Below are 18362 nucleotides of genomic sequence, written 5' to 3'. Positions count from 1 at the left end.
TGATTTTGGGGCTTTTTTCTATCTGTAATTTGAGTAATGAGGCTGGTTTAGCCTAAGTAGGTTTCCAGCTCTTCGCTGCCGCCAATGAGTCGGCCACCAATGAATACCTGAGGCACAGTAGTGCGGCCTGAAATCGCGCGTAGGCTTACTGTCGTTGCATCTTTACCTAGGATCACTTCTTCATACTGAAGCCCTTTATCAATAAGGTTCTGCTTCGCTTTCACGCAGAATGGGCAACCTGGCTTGGTGAAGACCGTAATTGATTCCTGCGTCTTGTAGTCAGGAGCGATGTAGTTGAGCATTGTATCCGCATCTGACACTTTAAACGGGTCGCCTGGCTCATTAGGTTCAACAAACATTTTTTCAACCACACCATTTTTTACCAACATGCTGTAGCGCCAAGAGCGTTTACCAAAGCCTAGTTCACTTTTATCAACCAGCATTCCCATACCCTCGGTGAATTCACCGTTGCCGTCAGGTATGAAGGTAATGTTTTCCGCTTCTTGCTCTTGTTTCCATGCGTTCATTACAAACGTGTCATTGACTGATACACATAAAATTTCATCCACGCCGTGCTCTTTAAATACTGGAAGCAGTTCGTTGTAGCGAGGCAAATGGCTTGAAGAACAAGTCGGAGTAAACGCGCCTGGTAAACTGAATACGATGACCGTTTTGTTTTTGAAAAGCTCATCCGTGGTGAGATTAACCCAGCTGCCGTTTTGACGAGTAGGGAAAGTAACTTGTGGGATGTTCTGACCTTCTTTAGAGATAGACATAGTGTTCCTTTTAATTCTTTTTAGTCGTGAGCGTTCGGCTCGTGTCTGTTCTGTTTGATTAGGCTTATTATGATAAAAATCTTTTGATAGCTGTAATCGTTTAGTGTTATGGTTTTGATAGGTGTTAACTATCACTAAATAGAAGCGAATCGTGTGTTATGAATATTAGGGACTTTGAGTACCTCGTCGCGCTTGCGGAACATAAACACTTCCGTAAGGCGGCAGAAGCATGTTTTGTCAGCCAGCCGACCCTTAGCGGACAAATTCGTAAGTTAGAAGACGAGCTTGGAACAACGCTTTTGGAGCGCAGCAGCCGCCGAGTGCTGTTTACTGACTCTGGTTTACAACTGGTGGATCAAGCAAAACGTATTTTAAGTGAAGTGAAAATGTTTAAGGATATGGCGAGCGGCCAAAATGGCGCGATGACCGGTCCATTGCATATTGGCTTTATACCTACAGTCGGTCCTTACTTATTACCTAAAATCCTGCCAGATCTAAAAGTTGAATTTCCGGATCTGGAGTTATTCCTGCATGAAGCGCAAACCCAGCAACTGGTGCATCAGTTGGAAGATGGTAAGTTGGATTGTCTGGTACTGGCGTCCGTGGCAGAAACCGAACCATTCAAAGAGATCGAGGTGTATAACGAGCCGTTAAGTGTGGCAGTGCCTTGCGATCATGAATGGGCATCGTTGGATCAAATTGACATGATGTCACTTAAGGGTAAGACGGTACTGGCTCTCGGAGATGGCCACTGCTTGCGTGATCAGGCGCTAGGCTTTTGTTTTGCGGCAGGTGCAAAAGATGATGAGCGATTCAAAGCCACGAGTTTAGAGACGCTGCGTAATATGGTGGCTGCAGGCGCTGGGATCACTTTGCTACCTCAGCTATCACTGCCACATGAAAAGCAAAAAGATGGCGTTAGTTACATTCCAGCGGTAAATCCGACGCCCACTCGTAAAATTGTTCTGGTGTACCGTCCTGGCTCACCACTGCGTGCACGCTTTGAAGCACTTGCGGCGAAGATCAAAGATATTCTGGCGAGTTACCCATCCTCTATTGCCGCATAATAGCGATGAGTTGATAAAAAAAGGGGAGCTATTAGCTCCCCTTGTTGTTTATTGTGCAGGTTTTAGAACAGTTCTTCGGTTGCTCCACCACCGCTGGAGTAAATACTGTCTTCCAAGAAGCTACCTGAGTATTCGGTTGGCTCTGTGCCTTTCTCGAAGTATTCCATCATAGAGCTGCCATCGACATTGTCGGTCAGCATGCCGCTGCTGCGATCAATGCGCACTTGTACAATGTTGTCCGGAACCTGTTTACTCTGCTCTGGTGTGTTTTCAAGCGCCACACGCATAAAGTCGATCCAAGCTGGCTCGGCTGTTTTACCGCCAGCCTCTGCACCAGATACTTGGCCTTGACCGAGGTTACTGTTCACCGTAGCACGGCCAAGCGCTCGTGAGTGGTCGTCAAAGCCAACCCAGGCGACAGCTACAACACCTGGGCCATATCCATTATACCAGGCATCTTTAGAGTCATTCGTTGTACCCGTCTTACCGCCAATATCACGACGTTTCAAAGATTGTGCACGCCAACCTGTGCCATTCCAACCAGTGCCTTCTCGCCAGTCACCGCCACCCCAAATATTGCTGTACATCATTTCACGCATCAGGAATGCATTTTCTTGTGAAATAACTTGAGGGGCGTATTGTGGTTCATCACTGTCTAGCGCGTTGTCTGTTGCTAACCCTTCAATCTCGACATCTTGTTCACCAAACTCATTCGCAAAGCGATCTTCGGTGTATTGTTCGACGACTTGTGGGCAGTTCTGCTTACAAACGCTCTTAGGGTTTGCTTTAAACAGAACTTCACCGAACGCATCTTCAATTCGGTCGACATAGAACGGTTCGACGTAGTAACCGCCGTTGGCAAATACGGAATAACCTTGCGCGACTTTCATCGGCGTTAAGCTACCAGCACCAAGAGCAATGGTTTCTGAGCGCGGAACATCGTTAATATCAAAACCAAAACGTGTTAGGTATTGACGTGTTTCATCCAGACCCACTTCGCGTAGTGTACGAACAGCCATTACGTTCTTAGATTGAGCAAGGCCGATACGAAGGCGAGTTGGACCACCGTAAGTAGGCGGTGAATTTTTTGGTCGCCATGCAGAACCAGAGCCAGCATCCCATTTGTTAATAGGTGCATCGTTGACGAGCGTCGCCAGCGTCAGGCCTTTATCGATAGCGGCAGAATAAATGAACGGTTTGATACTCGAACCTACCTGACGTACCGACATGGTTGCACGGTTAAACTTGCTATGGATAAAGTTAAAGCCACCCACCATAGACAAGATAGCGCCGTTTTCTGGATTCATGGCGACAAACGCAGTATTGGCATTCGGAACCTGACTCAGCTTCCAATTGTGTACCGTATTACCTTCGTCATCGCTAGAGCTCATCTCACGAACCCAAATCTGCTCACCTTCAGAGAGGATATCCTGCGCTGATTTTGGTGCGGAGCCCTGACGATTATCCGTTAGGTATTTACGTGCCCAGTTCATTCCTGACCAAGGGATCGTTTGCATCTGGTTGTTCTTCACCCATACCTGTGCCGTTTTCCCTTCTACTTTGGTTACTACTGCAGGAGAAAGGTCGCCGTAGGTAGGCTGCTTCTTAAGGTGCTGTTCAATTTGCTCGGTATCCCAGGCACTTTCCCCTTTTTTCCAAAGCGCTTTTTCGGCACCACGATAACCATGACGTTCATCGTAGGCGAGCAGGTTATTTACGGCAGCAGCGTTTGCGGCATCCTGAAGTTTTGAATCTACCGTCATGTAGATGTTCATACCTGACGTGTAAGCTTTTTCTTCACCGAACTCTTTCACTGCCCAAGCACGAGCTAACTCAGCAACATACGGTGCCGATAACTCGATCTCCGCACTGTGATAACGCGCTACGATCGGTTCATTACGAGCCTCATCGTACTGTTCTTGAGTGATGTAATCCTCATCCAGCATACGCATTAAGACGACGTTACGACGATTAGTTGCACGCTCTAATGAGTAAATCGGGTTCATGGTTGATGGCGCTTTTGGCATACCAGCTAACGTTGCGATTTCACTGAGTGTCAGATCGTTGAGACTTTTACCAAAGTAAACCTGCGCAGCTGCACCAAAACCATATGAGCGGTAACCGAGGAAGATCTTGTTAACGTAAAGTTCCATGATCTCTTGCTTACTCAGCAGTTGCTCAATGTGGATTGCGATGAAAATCTCTTTAATTTTACGCATGAGTTTCTTCTCATTTGATAAGAAGAAATTACGCGCCAACTGCTGAGTAATGGTACTCGCCCCTTGCTTTGCTGAACCAGAAAGCGCAACGACTACTGCAGCACGAGTGATACCGATTGGGTCGATACCAGGATGCTCGTAAAAACGGCTGTCTTCTGTTGCGATTAACGCATGAATCAAGTCTTGAGGAATTTCATCATAAGTTACAGGAATGCGACGCTTTTCACCGAACTGTGCGATCAGCTTCCCGTCTTGACTAAACACCTGCATAGGTGTTTGTAATTCAACGTCTTTTAGAGTTGCAACATCTGGTAATTCAGGCTTCACGTACTGATAGAAGCCAAAAATAGTGGTGACTCCAAGAATTATGCAAATCAATGTTAATAAAAATAAACGCTTTATGAACTTCACCGGAGAATCCCTGATTGGTTGAGGCTGTGTAACTGCAAACCCTTGTACTCTTAGGTCAAAAATTTAGCACATAGAGATATTAACTCTTATTTGGGCGTTAATAACAACCTTTGCGCGAAGAAATTTCGGAGCGAGAGTAGAAGATGGATAAGCGAATCGTTACAGGCATCGATATAGGCCATAACAGCCTCAAAGCCGTCGTACTTAAACCCAATGGCGAGCAATTCGCCTTGTTGGGTTACAAAGAAATATTACTTAAGGATGGTATTGTCGCTGAAAATAACACCATAAATCATCAAGAAATTGTAAATACCCTTAAACAGGTGAAAAAAGACCTGCCATTTGGTGCAAGCAGAGTGGCAATTTCGGTGCCTGATAATGCGGTTATCAGCAAAAAACTGCACATCGAACAAGACCTTGAAGAGAACGAAATAGAGTTCGCGGTCGTGCAGGCATTTTCTCATCAATCTCCTTTCCCCGTAGATGAGTTGAGTCTGGACTTTGTCCGTCTTAATCATGAAGGAGGCCTGCGAGGCCCAGTTAGCTACCAAGTTTTTGCGACACGTAAAGATGTCGTGGAGAGCCGGGTTGAAGCAATACGTAAATCCGGTTTTAAACCTGTTCTCGTCGAGGTCCATTCACAAAGCCTCGGGCAGATATGGAAACTGGCCACAGAACGTTTTCCAGATAAAAACAACTACGGTTTGCTTGATGTTGGTTCTGTGTCGAGCTCTTTCACGATGTTCACCGAGCAAAACGAGCTATTTCATAAAGAGTTTGCCTGTGGAACAGGTTCCATTCATTGCTCTGTGCAGGAAAGCCCTCTGTCCGGAGAAGAGCAAGCCAAAACGAGTCAATTCAATCGTCAGATGGTCGATCGTGTCAAACGCCAGATACAGCTTTATACGTCCATTAACGGATCACAAAACATCAAAGGTCTTTGGTTATCCGGTGAAGGGTCAACAACGCCAATGTTGGCTGAGGAGTTATCTCATCAATTGGCGGTCGAGTGCGAGTTACTGAATCCTTTAGGCCTATTTGAAATGAACGTCGCTAAACGTAAGCGTCGAGCGGTGGAATGGCAGAATTTTTCAACCGCCGCTGGCTTGGCAGTACGAGGTATCCAATGGTTAGGAGGTCGCCGTGCTTTATCGAATTAACTTATTGCCCTGGAGGGAGAACCAAAGGGAAGAACATCGCCGTCGTTTTGTTGGCATGTTCATTCTGGGCTTGTTTTGTGCTGTTGGTATTCAATGGGGGATTGGGCAGTTTTATGAGATCCAACAAGATCAGCAGCAAGACCGACTCGATTATCTTACTCACTATATTACGGAACTTGATCAACGTATTGAAGCAATGAAAATTGCCGAGCAAGAGCACAGCAAAATATTAGAGCGTTTGAAGGTGGTCGAAGGCTTGCAAAATGGTCGCAACAAAACCACAGAGTTCATGAACCTGATGCCTGCTGTTATTCCTGAAGGTGTTTACGTCGATAAGATCAAAATGAATGATCTGGAAATCGAAATTGCGGGGATTTCTGATAGCACACCACGTCTGGCAACCATGCTCGATAACATGGAGCGTTCGGCAAAACTATTGGACGTTGAAATGCACTCTATTGTCCATGGCAAAGAACGCTTCGGTAAAGAATTTCAGACCTTCAAAGTGTCTTTCATATTTAAAGCGGTAGAGCAGGAAGAGGGAGGTCAGCATGGTTAATTGGCAAGATCTGGAAATGGATGAGATTGCTGAGTGGCCTTTAATCCCTCAGTTGCTAGTCATTAGTTTGTTGATCCTGTTGCTCCAAGGTTTCGGCTATTGGCTGTACTTGGTGCCTAAGGAAGAGCGATTAAATGACCTCATCCAGCAGGAAGAAACACTCAAAGTTGCGTTACGAATTAAAGCCAACAAGGTTGCCGCATTACCGCAGCTCCAATCTCAGTTAGATGAATTGACTACACGTTACGAGTTGTTGTTGCAGCAATTACCCGCCCAGAAAGAGTTAGCCACCATGCTGGCGTCCGTTAATGAGCTCGGCATAGACAATAAACTGACCTTCACCCGAATTGACTGGGGAGAAAAGCAGTCTGATCACTTTTTGTATCAGCTGCCACTTAACATCGAGTTAACCGGTGATTTTCATGACATCGGCCGTTTCTCACAAGCGATTGCAACTTTACCACGCATCATCACTTTTCAAGATGTGACTTGGCAACGCGTCAGTCAGGAGAGTGAAACGCTGCACTTCCGGGTAAGAGCTCATACCTATCAGTTCAAGCCAGAGGAAAAGAAAGATGAAAAATAAATCTTTGCTGATGGTTCTGATGGGAATGTTGCTGGTGGGGTGTCAGGCAAATGATGAGTCGTTAACGGACTTTATTCGTGACGTTGAAAATCAGGCGAGGCGGGATGTTGAGAAGCTCAAACCATCGGACCAATATGTCGCGGTTGCCTACGCACCGCAAATAATGAGAGCGCCTTTTGAATTACCCCGAGAGGCGACGATAGCGACTCAACCTATTGCGAGAAAAGACTGCTGGCAGCCGCCATCCAGAACTCGTACTGGCAAGTTAGAAAAAGTTCCGTTAAGTCAGCTAAGGCTGAAAGGCGTTATGGGGATAGGCAGCACAGTCTCCGGGCTTGTGCAGGCTCCGAATGGAACGGTTTACAAAGTCGCTCCCGGTCAGTATCTCGGACGTAACAACGGTAAGGTCACCAAAATTACCCATTCTTACTTACTGATCGACGAAACGCTGCCTGATGGTTTGGGTTGCTGGCAGAAACGCAAAGTAAAGCTGGCTTTGAGATAGATAAACCTCTAATTATTTTTGATATTGAGTGATGATAATGAGACAAGGACTTACACGTACACCAAGGATGCTCACTGGGCTCTTATCCTTTTGGTTAGTTTTACTTTTCACCCCTTTTGCTTTGGCTGATGGCGGGATGTCTAATGCGTTAAAGAGTATCGACTTTCGCACGAACAAGGACAAAGACGCGGTGATTGTGGTGGAACTGTCTTCACCGGCTGCGATTGTCGATATTCAGCGGGTTCAGGAAGGACTGAGCATCGACTTGCTTAATACGTCAGTGAAAGATGAGCAGTTATATCTCCTCGATGTAAAAGACTTTTCAACGGTAGTGGACAGCGTGGAAGTCTTTCGTGAAGTCTCGACGACCCGTTTAGTCGCGCATATTAGTGATGATTACACCCATGATTACCGTTTGGCAGGGCGCTATTTGGAAATCACGGTCAGTAAACTCAAGTCTGATGAAAAAACACCAGATAAGAGCATTTTAGAGAAAGAAGGCAAACTGATATCGATTAACTTCCAGGATATCCCGGTACGTAACGTCTTACAGCTCATTGCCGACTATAACCAGTTTAACCTGGTGGTATCAGACTCGGTCGAAGGCAACCTGACACTGCGACTTGATGGTGTGCCTTGGCAGCAGGTTTTAGACATTATTCTGCAAGTAAAAGGTTTGGATAAGCGAGTTGATGGTAATGTCATTCTTGTCGCGCCGACGGATGAACTTGACCTTCGAGAGAAGCAGCAACTAGAGAAGCAGCAACTTGAAGAGGAAATGGGCGAACTGTCGTCTGAAATCATCAAAGTGAATTTTGCCAAAGCATCCGATATTGCTGAGATGATTAATGGTGAAGGCAATATCAGCATGCTCTCTGAGCGAGGCAGCATGACGATTGATGAGCGCACTAACTCACTATTGGTCAGAGAATTGCCAGAGAATATCTTGGTTATTCGTGACATTATTGAGTCACTCGATATTCCGGTTAAGCAGGTCCAAATCGAAGCGAGGATTGTCACCGTCAGTGAAGGGAACATGGATGAACTCGGCATTCGATGGGGATTCTCTTCCATCAACGGCAATAACACCGTTGGTGGCTCGATTGAGAATAACCTCGCAACCATTGGCCTTTATGAAGGTGATGGTGAAGAGGGCGAGGGCGGCAGTGTTGGAATTGATGATTTTCTTAACGTCAACCTGGCCGCTACTAACCCGAGCGCAACCAGCATTGCGTTTCAGGTCGCCAAGTTGGGCTCTGACACTTTACTCGATCTGGAACTTTCTGCACTGCAGCAGGAGTCGAAAGCTGAGATCATCTCAAGCCCTCGTTTAATCACGACTAATAAAAAACCTGCCTATATAGAACAAGGTACAGAAATTCCGTATCTAGAATCATCATCGAGTGGTGCGACAACCATTACGTTCAAAAAAGCGGTGTTAAGTCTGAAAGTCACGCCACAAATTACCCCGGATAACCGTCTGGTGCTGGATTTAAGTGTTACTCAGGACAGACCGGGGCAAGTGGTAAAAACGGGAACTGGCGAAGCGGTCACAATCGACACCCAGAGAATAGGTACTCAAGTCTTAGTAAACAACGGTGAGACGGTTGTTCTTGGCGGCATTTTCCAACACAGCATTACCAACTCTGTCGATAAAGTGCCATTACTCGGTGATCTGCCGTTATTAGGTGCACTTTTCCGCAGAAGTTATGAAAAAGTTGGTAAAAGTGAACTGCTGATTTTCGTTACACCAAAGGTTGTTATTCAATAGCCATAAGTGAGCAAAAAGAAGATTAGATCAAAAATAAAGTTGCATTAGTGGCACCATGCTTGGATAATTTCGGGTCTTATCACGAATTATCTGTGAGGAATTGGTGCCACAAGCCTTGTAGAACAGCGGCTTAGCTGTGTTTTCTTGTGGCGATCTTATTGAATCAATGTTGTAAATTACTGCTAAACATGGCTGAGAAACGTAATATTTTCCTTGTTGGGCCTATGGGCGCCGGCAAAAGTACAATTGGTAGACATCTAGCACAGCAGCTGCATATGGAGTTTGTTGACTCCGATACAGTGATCGAAGAACGCACTGGTGCAGACATCTCTTGGGTTTTTGATGTAGAAGGTGAAGAAGGCTTCCGTAAGCGTGAAGAATCGGTGCTTGAAGACCTAACACAAGAGCAAGGCATCGTGCTTGCAACGGGTGGTGGCTCTGTAAAGAGTAAAGAAAACCGTAACCGCCTTTCTGCACGTGGTGTTGTTGTTTACCTAGAAACGACGATTGAAAAGCAACTTGCACGTACTAACCGTGACAAGAAGCGTCCACTACTTCAAACGGATAGTCCTCGTGAAGTATTGGAGCAATTAGCTAAAGAACGTAACCCTCTATACGAAGAAGTAGCGGATTACACTGTTCGCACTGACGATCAGAGTGCAAAAGTGGTAGCCAACCAGATCGTAAAAATGCTAGAAGAGAGATAAGTATTTATCTTTTTTAAATTGGAGCACACCGATGGAACGGATTACGGTCAATCTAGCTGAGCGTAGCTACCCAATCTCTATAGGCGCCGGGTTGTTTGAGGACCCGGCGTACCTTTCTCAAGTTCTCTCAAACAAAAATGCAAATCAAAAAGTGGTCGTGATCAGTAATGTCACGGTAGCCCCTTTGTATGCAGATAAAATTCTTAATCAACTAGAACAACTTGGATGCAGCGCATCGTTGCTAGAACTGCCTGACGGCGAGAAGTACAAAAACCTGGAAGTGTTTAATCAGGTCATGAACTTTCTGCTAGAAGGAAGCTATGCGCGTGATGTGGTTATTATCGCACTCGGTGGCGGTGTTATCGGTGATTTGGTTGGTTTTGCTTCAGCGTGTTACCAGCGTGGCGTGGATTTTATTCAAATTCCAACCACCTTGTTGTCTCAAGTAGATTCCTCGGTCGGTGGCAAAACTGCGGTCAATCACCCTATGGGGAAAAACATGATTGGTGCGTTTTACCAACCTAAAGCGGTAATCATTGACACCAATTGCTTGTCTACGTTGCCTGAGCGTGAATTCGCAGCGGGTATTGCTGAAGTCATCAAATACGGCATCATTTATGACGCAGATTTCTTTGCTTGGCTGGAAGAAAACCTAGAGCGTCTGTATGCGTTGGATGAAGATGCACTAACTTACGCGATTGCTCGTTGTTGCCAAATTAAAGCGGAAGTTGTGGCTCAGGATGAAAAAGAGTCCGGCATTCGCGCGTTACTAAACTTAGGCCACACCTTTGGTCATGCGATTGAAGCTGAGCTTGGATATGGTAACTGGCTGCACGGTGAAGCAGTGTCATCCGGCACGGTAATGGCTGCAAAAACTTCGCTTTTGCGTGGGCTTATTTCTGAAGAGCAATTTGAACGTATTGTGGCGATTTTACGCCGGGCTAAGTTGCCAGTGCATACGCCGGATAGCATGAGCTTTGACGACTTTATCAAACATATGATGCGCGATAAAAAGGTTCTTTCTGGTCAACTAAGGTTAGTTTTACCTACTGGCATTGGTACTGCTGAGGTCATCGCTGATACGACTCAAGAAGTGCTTGAGCAAGCTATCGAATTTGGTCGGAATATTTAATCTTGTAATGGCGCCGTTGGGCGTCATTCTTTTGTGGATTTACGGTTATTAGATGAGTGCTGCTCACGGTCTGGAATTAGATTCTCAAACAGAGCTATTAGAGCGATTGAGGTTATTAACCAACTTTGGTTCTAATCTGATCGTGATAAATGGCGATGTTGGCTTTGGTAAATCTTGGTTGGCACAACGATATCTTGAAGTGGGTGCCAGCAACAAAAACCAATGTTTGCTACTTTGTCATAGAAATCAAGATGATCTTCAGCATCGCATTCTCATATTGAGCCAACTACTATCCGACGCGTTATTCAACCAACAGGAGCCTTTGGTTGATACTCTCGAGCGGGTATTAGGAGACGAGCGTTGTGATATCGTCATTGTCGTTGATGATGCACAGTTGTTGAGTGCGACTCTGATTTCAGAGTTATGGACACTCGTGTTGCAGGCGCAGGAAAAACCGAACTGGACAATCAATGTATTGCTGTTCACTCCGCCAGGCCGATTAGATGGTGTACTTTCGCGTATAAGCTACGGGTTAGAAATAAAGCCGGTTGAGGTGGATATCGATATGCTGTCTGAAGTAGAAGCTCGTCGCTTTTTCGAGTTTTTAGTTGCACGGTATGTGGATGAACAATCGGAAAAACGAGTTCGGGATGCATTTAAGAGAGTGGCTCCGATCCCGGGTGACATCATGGCATTAGGAGAGATGAAAGTGGAAAAAAGGATCATTATCCGCTCAATTGTCGGCAGCCCGCTCAAGATTACGCTGGTAATTTTGGTGTTGTTATTGCTGGTCGCTGGTGGTTATTGGTGGATGTTCAGCCAACCGAGCCCAGATGATAGAGCGCAACAATTGACCGGTAACATTGAACAAACGGCGATCCCGACTTTATCAGAGACGGAAAGTGGTAGATTGACTTCCGTGACAGGTGATTCCACTGGTTCAGGTGCTTTTAATGCAAGTGATGATTCTGATTCATTACCACCAACAGTCACCGAAGAGGTGGCCAGTGTCGGTATTGATGATACGCACCAACGTGTTGTGATTGAGTCTGATGTTGTTGACGCCCTGCTTGAAGGAAAAGAAGAGCAACCTGCTGAATCTGACGACGAACAAGCTGAAGAAGCGACAACACCAGCTCAAGGAGAGACGAACTCGTCTCTGATAAAAGTGGTGAAGCCAAATGATGCTTCGTCAGTGCAAAACGCTGAATCATCGGTGACGGCGACTAAACCCGTTGTTAAGTTTTCATTTGCTCGCGAAGAGCTAAAGGCGTTGTCACCTCGCGCTTATACCATCCAACTTGCTGCGATGACCTCAATGGAAGATGTACAGATATTCCTTGATGAGTATCAGTTGAATAACAAAGTGCGTATCTATCCAACGGTCCGCAATGAAACGGAATGGTTTATCATCACCTACCGAGATTATCAGTCAATTCAATTGGCTCGTGATGCCGTTGAAGCGCTGCCAGATTCACTTAAGTCGCTCAGTCCATGGGCAAAATCTTTAGGCCAGGTACAACGTGAAATTGACCGCGTGAAATAAACCTGAGCTTCGCTGAAAAATATGTTACATTCCGCAACCTTAATTTTGGGTCGATAGATAGAGCAGTAGATGAAAAAGCAACGAGCCTTTCTAAAGTGGGCAGGAGGAAAATACGGACTGGTTGAAGACATCCAACGTCATTTACCACCGGCTCGAAAGCTAGTTGAACCTTTTGTTGGCGCTGGCTCTGTTTTTTTGAATACAGATTACGATCAGTATTTACTGGCTGATATCAACCCGGATTTGATCAATCTGTATAACCTTATTAAAGCGCGTCCGGAGGAATATATCTCTGAGGCGAAGCGCTGGTTCGTGGCCGAAAATAACCGCAAAGAAGCTTATCTGAGTATTCGCGCTGAGTTCAATAAGACCGACGACGTGATGTATCGCTCACTTGCTTTTCTTTACATGAACCGTTTTGGTTTTAATGGCTTGTGCCGTTACAACAAAAAAGGCGGTTTCAATGTTCCGTTTGGGTCATACAAGAAACCGTATTTCCCTGAAGCTGAACTGGAGTTCTTTGCAGAAAAAGCCAAGAAAGCCACGTTTGTTTGTGAAGGCTATCCCGAGACGTTTCGTCGTGCGCGTAAAGGCAGCGTTGTTTACTGCGATCCGCCGTATGCGCCGCTTTCAAATACCGCAAACTTCACCTCTTATGCAGGAAATGGGTTTACGCTCGATGATCAGGCGGCACTAGCCGATATCGCGGAAAGAACCGCCACTGAACGCGGCATTCCGGTACTGATTTCAAACCACGATACAACATTAACGCGTCGTTTATACCACGGAGCGGATTTGAGCGTGGTAAAAGTGAAGCGCACCATCAGCCGTAATGGCAGTGGTCGAAATAAAGTTGATGAACTGCTGGCGCTTTTTAATACCCCTGATTCAGACAGCTCTGCTTCATAGTTCTCACACTATTTGTTCTAAATAGTGGATCTCCCCACTGGCTTCGGTAGAATTGCGCGCAAATTGGTTTGCTGTTTGCTCGTCACTACTGAGGTCAGGTATGAAAGATTTTCTTATTGCTCCATCCATTTTATCCGCAGATTTCGCTCGTCTAGGTGAAGACGTAGAAAAAGTTCTTGCAGCGGGAGCGGATGTCGTGCATTTCGATGTTATGGATAACCACTATGTGCCAAACCTGACTTTTGGTGCACCAGTGTGTAAAGCGCTACGTGATTACGGCATCACTGCACCAATCGATGTTCACCTAATGGTTAAGCCTGTTGACCGCATTATTCCTGACTTTGCGAAAGCTGGCGCATCGATGATCACCTTCCACGTTGAAGCGTCTGAGCACGTTGACCGTACTCTGCAACTGATCAAAGAGCACGGCTGTAAAGCGGGTGTAGTACTAAACCCGGCAACGCCGTTGGCAAGCCTTGAGTTCATTATGGACAAAGTAGATATGATTCTGCTGATGTCGGTCAACCCAGGTTTTGGTGGTCAATCTTTCATTCCTCATACGATGGATAAGCTACGCGCGGTACGTAAGATGATTGATGAATCAGGTCGTGATATTCGCTTGGAAATCGACGGTGGCGTTAAAGTGGATAATATCCGTGAAATTGCTGAAGCGGGCGCAGACATGTTTGTTGCTGGGTCAGCGATTTTTGGTCAGCCAGATTACAAAGCCGTGATCGACCAAATGCGTGAAGAGCTATCACAGGTAAGATAAGCAATTTAACCTGCTGATTTGAAAGGCTGTCCAATGAGTGGCAGCCTTTGTTGTTTCTGGTTTTTGCGAAAAGAAAATATCCACCGCGCTGAGCAAATAATCACTTGCCTAATTTGCGTCCTTTCTGTACTATTCGTGCTCCTTAAAACTCAGTCAATTATCTTTAGTTCCTTGCTTCCTCTGGACGACTGAGCCAATTGTGGAAGCTGAATAATCCGTAAGGAGCAACCAATGCGTCATTACGAAATCGTATTCATGGTGCACCCAGATCAAAGCGAGCAAGTTGCTGGCATGATCGAGCGTTACACTGGTTCTATCACTGAAGCTGGCGGTAAAATCCACCGTCTAGAAGACTGGGGTCGTCGTCAACTGGCTTACCCAATCAACAAGCTTCACAAAGCTCACTACGTTCTAATGAACGTTGAAGCTGACCAAGCTGTAATTGATGAACTAGAAACTGCTTTCCGTTTCAACGATGCAGTTCTACGTAACATGGTCATGCGTACTAAAGCAGCGATCACTGAGCAATCTATCATGCTTAAGCAAAAAGAAGAGCGTGCTCCACGTCGTGAAGAGCGTTCTGAAGCTAAGCCTGAAGCTAAGTCAGAAGCTGCTGAGTAATATTTGTTATGACCAATCGAATGGAGCTGAGCGGCACTATTGCCAAACCGCCCATTCGTAGTAAAAGCCCTGGTGGCATTGAACACTGTCGGTTTTGGCTAGAGCATCGCTCTACTGTTATCGAAGCTGATTTACCGAGACAAGTTTATTGTCGTATGCCGGTTGTAGTCAGCGGGCTTGGGTCACAAGCAATAACTCAGAATTTAGTACAAGGTAGTAACATTAAGGTAAGTGGCTTTGTCGCTTATCAGACCGGCCGAAATGGTGTTGGGAAATTAGTGTTACATGCCGACAACATTACTCAAATTTAAGATCAGGAGATAGCCCATGGCTCGTTTCTTCCGTCGTCGTAAATTCTGCCGTTTCACTGCAGAAGGCGTACAAGAGATTGATTACAAAGACGTAGCAACTCTTAAAAACTACATCACTGAAGCTGGTAAAATCGTACCTAGCCGTATCACAGGTACAAGCGCTAAGTACCAGCGTCAACTAGCACGTGCTATCAAGCGTTCACGCTACCTAGCTCTACTACCGTACACTGACAAGCATCAGTAATCGGTTCCGTTTATTAAGAAAGAGGATTAAGCAATGCAAGTTATTCTACTTGATAAAATCGGTAACCTAGGTGCTCTTGGCGATACAGTTAACGTTAAATCTGGTTACGCTCGTAACTTCCTTATCCCACAGGGTAAAGCAGTTATGGCTACTAAAGGCAACGTTGAAATGTTCGAAGCACGTCGTGCTGAACTAGAAGCTAAAGTTGCTGAGCAACTAGCTGCTGCAGAAGCTCGCGCTGAGAAAGTTAACGCTCTAGAAGCTGTTGTTATCGCTTCTAAAGCTGGTGACGAAGGCAAACTATTCGGTTCTATCGGTACTCGTGACATCGCTGACGCTATTACAGCTGCAGGCGTTGAAGTTGCTAAGAGCGAAGTTCGCCTTCCTGAAGGTGCTCTACGTACAACTGGTGAGTTCGAGATCAGCGTTCAACTTCACTCTGAAGTTTTCGCAACTGTGAACCTACAAGTTGTTGCTGCTGAGTAATTCAGTATCAAGACGAAATACTAAAAAGCACCTCTTCGGAGGTGCTTTTTTTATGTCTGATGTTTGGGCATGAACGGTAAATGGATATTAGAAAACGAAAAGCAAATTTACAGAGAAAACACTATCCGCTTTACTTAACCCCTCAGGCACTCTGTCGTGGTATTGACGCGAGTGAGTCAGTTTTAACGCAATATCTTCAGTAATGTCGTTAGTAACACTGAACTCGCTATCCAAGCTGGTATTACTGCTACCGGTTACTAACGTGAGATCCGCTGCGAAACTCAGGTTGTCCAATGCATGCCATGTTGCGTTCAGGTTTCCACGAAAGATTCCTTCACGGACGATATCCGGAAATACAATATCGTCGTCATCTATTTCATCCAGATTAGGCTCCTGGTAACGATAACCCGGACCTACCTCAACCTCTAATACGAGATCTTCCGTGTAGGAGAACTGGTAACCCAGACCTCCAGAAAGCGTGTAATCTTTAAAGTACGCGCTATAGCGTGAATCTACGCCTTTGAAACTGCTATACAAATAGGTTCTAGGGCCGAGTTTGTAGTCGCTCTGCACCGAATAAGTGGAAGAGCGTTTATCTTCTTCACCGTCTTTATACAGGTTGTAGTATTTCCACTCCCCATAAGAACGATGTCGACCAGATATGTATTCAGCACTCAAACGAGCATTCAGGGAACGAGAGTCCGTGTTACCTGTGTGAGCTTGATAACCAAATTCCACTTCTGTTTGCAGTGGATCTGGCACATCAATAGTTTGCTCTGGTTGTACTGATTCATCAGCGTACGATGCTCCCACGCATAGTATGCTAACGCTTAGTAACCAGTATCGGGACACATAAACCTCGAACGTAATGAAAAGGAGGGGCATGATACTGATACAGATGCTCGCTTTGGTCAATGGTAGGTTAAATTTTATTAGACCTGGTTAGGCTAACTAAATCTTAGTAAAGAGCAAAATTACAGCATTAAAGAAGCTAAAATCTCCCATAAAGTAGGCACTTATCTTAGGGCTTTAACTATCCAGCGGACCTAGTTATCAAAATGTCTTTCAACCGAACGCATTCCGATTCTTAACAAGTAATTTTCGCTTCAAGGGAGCATCTCTGTTGGGTTAAGGTTATAATCTTGGGTCATTAGTAGTTATCGAGCAAAATCATGGCGGAAAACAGAAATCGCAAACCTTCAGATAGTCAGGTCGACGCAATCAAAGTGCCACCTCACTCACTAGAAGCAGAGCAATCAGTGATTGGTGGTCTCTTACTGGACAATGAGCGTTGGGATACCGTTGCCGAGCGCGTTGTCGCCAGTGATTTCTATAGCCGTCCACACCGCCTTATCTTTGAAGGTGTAAAAACCATTCTTGAAGATGGCAAACCACTCGACCTTATCACGTTGTCGGAATACCTCGAACGTCACGAGCAGTTAGATGATGTGGGTGGCTTTGCTTACTTAGCTGACTTAGCGAAAAACACACCGAGTGCGGCTAACATCAATGCGTATGCCGATATCGTTGCCGAGCGTGCGATCGTTCGTGGCTTGATTGGCGTGGCCAACGATATCGCTGACGCGGGTTATGATCCGCAAGGCCGCAGTTCAGAAGATTTGATCGACTTAGCGGAGAGTAAAGTTTTCGCGATTGCAGAGTCTCGTACCAGTGAAAACGAAGGGCCACAAAACGTCGACAACATCCTGGAAAAAACCCTCGAGCGTATCGAGTTGTTATATAAAACTCCGCAGGATGGTGTAACAGGTGTCGACACTGGCTTTACCGATCTCAACAAGAAAACCGCAGGCCTACAAGGTTCTGATTTGGTTATTGTCGCGGCACGTCCATCGATGGGTAAAACCACTTTTGCGATGAACTTGTGTGAAAACGCGGCAATGCAGCAAGATAAACCCGTGCTGATTTTCTCGTTGGAGATGCCTGCTGAACAGTTGATGATGCGTATGCTGGCATCCTTGTCGCGTGTTGACCAAACTAAAATTCGTACCGGTCAGCTGGATGATGAAGACTGGGCGCGTATTTCTTCTACCATGGGTATCCTGATGCAGAAGAAGAACATGTACATCGACGATAGCTCTGGTCTAACGCCGACAGAGGTACGTTCTCGTGCTCGTCGTGTTGCCCGTGAACACGGTGGTTTATCCATGATTATGGTCGACTACCTTCAGTTGATGCGAGTGCCTGCGTTAACAGACAATCGTACTCTGGAAATCGCTGAGATCTCGCGCTCGCTTAAAGCGCTGGCGAAAGAATTGAATGTACCTGTTGTGGCACTTTCGCAGCTAAACCGTTCTTTGGAGCAACGTGCAGATAAACGTCCGGTAAACTCGGACTTGCGTGAATCGGGCTCTATCGAGCAGGATGCCGACTTGATCATGTTTATTTACCGTGATGAGGTTTACCACCCAGATAGCGCATATAAAGGTACTGCTGAAATTATTATTGGTAAGCAGCGTAACGGTCCAATCGGTTCTGTACGTCTCACTTTCCAAGGCCAACACTCACGCTTTGACAATTATGCGGGTCCAGCATTCGACATTGATGATGAGTAATGCCATG

General features: G+C 45.8%; 19 protein-coding genes. 16 read left to right on the top strand and 3 right to left on the bottom strand.

The annotated features are described in order from the left end of the window. Window positions 1-47: 47 nt before the first annotated feature. Window positions 48-776 (bottom strand): redoxin family protein, encoded by a 729-nt coding sequence (locus tag DBX26_RS13755; RefSeq protein WP_014233155.1) that lies wholly within the window; start codon window positions 774-776, stop codon window positions 48-50. 158 nt (window positions 777-934) lie between these two features. Here DBX26_RS13755 and oxyR point away from each other — a divergent pair, with 158 nt between their 5' ends. Continuing rightward, window positions 935-1843 (top strand): DNA-binding transcriptional regulator OxyR, encoded by a 909-nt coding sequence (oxyR, locus tag DBX26_RS13750; protein WP_118119497.1) that lies wholly within the window; start codon window positions 935-937, stop codon window positions 1841-1843. 62 nt (window positions 1844-1905) lie between these two features. Here the strand turns inward: oxyR and DBX26_RS13745 are convergent, their stop codons facing one another. Then, window positions 1906-4473, bottom strand: coding sequence for a penicillin-binding protein 1A (locus DBX26_RS13745; RefSeq protein ID WP_118119495.1), 2568 nt, complete (start codon window positions 4471-4473; stop codon window positions 1906-1908). Between the two features lie 143 nt (window positions 4474-4616). Between DBX26_RS13745 and pilM the strand changes: the two genes are divergently transcribed. The 14 genes from pilM (at window position 4617) to rplI (ending at window position 15782) form a co-directional block, all read left to right on the top strand. After that, on the top strand, window positions 4617-5633 hold the full coding sequence (gene pilM, locus DBX26_RS13740) for a type IV pilus assembly protein PilM (protein ID WP_065302946.1): 1017 nt from the start codon (window positions 4617-4619) through the stop codon (window positions 5631-5633). Beyond that, window positions 5617-6192 carry a PilN domain-containing protein gene (locus DBX26_RS13735; protein ID WP_118119493.1) on the top strand — a complete coding sequence of 192 codons (576 nt, stop codon included), beginning with the start codon at window positions 5617-5619 and terminating at the stop codon, window positions 6190-6192. Before pilM ends, DBX26_RS13735 begins: the two co-directional genes overlap by 17 nt. Further along, complete coding sequence (locus DBX26_RS13730) at window positions 6185-6778, top strand: type 4a pilus biogenesis protein PilO (RefSeq protein ID WP_020334615.1); 594 nt, start codon at window positions 6185-6187, stop codon at window positions 6776-6778. Before DBX26_RS13735 ends, DBX26_RS13730 begins: the two co-directional genes overlap by 8 nt. Then, window positions 6768-7283 carry a pilus assembly protein PilP gene (locus DBX26_RS13725; protein WP_020334614.1) on the top strand — a complete coding sequence of 172 codons (516 nt, stop codon included), beginning with the start codon at window positions 6768-6770 and terminating at the stop codon, window positions 7281-7283. Before DBX26_RS13730 ends, DBX26_RS13725 begins: the two co-directional genes overlap by 11 nt. 31 nt (window positions 7284-7314) lie before the next feature. Beyond that, window positions 7315-9054, top strand: coding sequence for a type IV pilus secretin PilQ (locus tag DBX26_RS13720; RefSeq protein WP_162889729.1), 1740 nt, complete (start codon window positions 7315-7317; stop codon window positions 9052-9054). A gap of 188 nt (window positions 9055-9242) precedes the next feature. After that, complete coding sequence (aroK, locus tag DBX26_RS13715; protein ID WP_014233147.1) at window positions 9243-9761, top strand: shikimate kinase AroK; 519 nt, start codon at window positions 9243-9245, stop codon at window positions 9759-9761. A 31-nt stretch (window positions 9762-9792) separates the two neighbouring features. Continuing rightward, complete coding sequence (aroB, locus tag DBX26_RS13710) at window positions 9793-10893, top strand: 3-dehydroquinate synthase (protein ID WP_118119489.1); 1101 nt, start codon at window positions 9793-9795, stop codon at window positions 10891-10893. Window positions 10894-10945: 52 nt separating this feature from the next. After that, window positions 10946-12439 carry an SPOR domain-containing protein gene (locus DBX26_RS13705; protein ID WP_118119487.1) on the top strand — a complete coding sequence of 498 codons (1494 nt, stop codon included), beginning with the start codon at window positions 10946-10948 and terminating at the stop codon, window positions 12437-12439. A gap of 69 nt (window positions 12440-12508) precedes the next feature. Beyond that, window positions 12509-13348 (top strand): Dam family site-specific DNA-(adenine-N6)-methyltransferase, encoded by an 840-nt coding sequence (locus tag DBX26_RS13700; protein ID WP_014233144.1) that lies wholly within the window; start codon window positions 12509-12511, stop codon window positions 13346-13348. Between the two features lie 100 nt (window positions 13349-13448). Continuing rightward, the gene (gene rpe, locus DBX26_RS13695) at window positions 13449-14120 is read left to right on the top strand and encodes a ribulose-phosphate 3-epimerase (protein WP_014233143.1); all 672 of its coding nucleotides are present in this window, start codon (window positions 13449-13451) and stop codon (window positions 14118-14120) included. 231 nt (window positions 14121-14351) lie between these two features. Then, window positions 14352-14741, top strand: a complete 390-nt coding sequence (rpsF, locus tag DBX26_RS13690; RefSeq protein ID WP_014233142.1) for a 30S ribosomal protein S6 — start codon at window positions 14352-14354, stop codon at window positions 14739-14741. Window positions 14742-14749: 8 nt separating this feature from the next. Further along, the gene (gene priB / locus DBX26_RS13685) at window positions 14750-15052 is read left to right on the top strand and encodes a primosomal replication protein N (RefSeq protein WP_014233141.1); all 303 of its coding nucleotides are present in this window, start codon (window positions 14750-14752) and stop codon (window positions 15050-15052) included. 16 nt (window positions 15053-15068) lie between these two features. Beyond that, window positions 15069-15296 carry a 30S ribosomal protein S18 gene (gene rpsR / locus DBX26_RS13680; RefSeq protein ID WP_000090472.1) on the top strand — a complete coding sequence of 76 codons (228 nt, stop codon included), beginning with the start codon at window positions 15069-15071 and terminating at the stop codon, window positions 15294-15296. A gap of 33 nt (window positions 15297-15329) precedes the next feature. Next, window positions 15330-15782 (top strand): 50S ribosomal protein L9, encoded by a 453-nt coding sequence (rplI, locus tag DBX26_RS13675; RefSeq protein ID WP_065297445.1) that lies wholly within the window; start codon window positions 15330-15332, stop codon window positions 15780-15782. A gap of 87 nt (window positions 15783-15869) precedes the next feature. On the opposite strand, the gene DBX26_RS13670 is transcribed toward rplI, so the two are convergent. Beyond that, the gene (locus DBX26_RS13670) at window positions 15870-16634 is read right to left on the bottom strand and encodes a DUF481 domain-containing protein (protein WP_024372658.1); all 765 of its coding nucleotides are present in this window, start codon (window positions 16632-16634) and stop codon (window positions 15870-15872) included. Between the two features lie 320 nt (window positions 16635-16954). Between DBX26_RS13670 and DBX26_RS13665 the strand changes: the two genes are divergently transcribed. Next, complete coding sequence (locus tag DBX26_RS13665) at window positions 16955-18355, top strand: replicative DNA helicase (protein WP_020334607.1); 1401 nt, start codon at window positions 16955-16957, stop codon at window positions 18353-18355. Window positions 18356-18362: the final 7 nt, after the last annotated feature.

Source organism: Vibrio sp. dhg, assembly GCF_003443775.1.
GTDB lineage: Bacteria > Pseudomonadota > Gammaproteobacteria > Enterobacterales > Vibrionaceae > Vibrio > Vibrio natriegens.
This window is presented reverse-complemented; position numbering and strand designations above follow the sequence as displayed.